The organism is Coprococcus sp. AF16-22 (assembly GCF_003461545.1).
GTDB lineage: Bacteria > Bacillota > Clostridia > Lachnospirales > Lachnospiraceae > Coprococcus > Coprococcus aceti.
Genome location: NZ_QTXH01000031.1, coordinates 1 through 264, shown reverse-complemented (window position 1 = coordinate 264; position 264 = coordinate 1).

The window sequence follows — 264 nt, the reverse complement described above, 5'->3', positions numbered from 1 at the left end:
CCGTTTTCCTGCCCCATTCCTGCGGTGTTTCCCTGCATTGGTGCGCCGGATGCGTCACTTCTCCTGCCGGTCATATCCCTTTTGGACGGTCATTCACTTGTCAAGGTACTGTGTGGCACGAAATTACCAACTGCAATCATCATAGCGGACTATCCTTGACAAAACAATGCTTCTGCGATACCATGAGTGTAACGGATATAACTAAATTATATAATTACCATAGACAAAGGCAGGGGATAGGGATGGAGAATCAGTTTATACGGC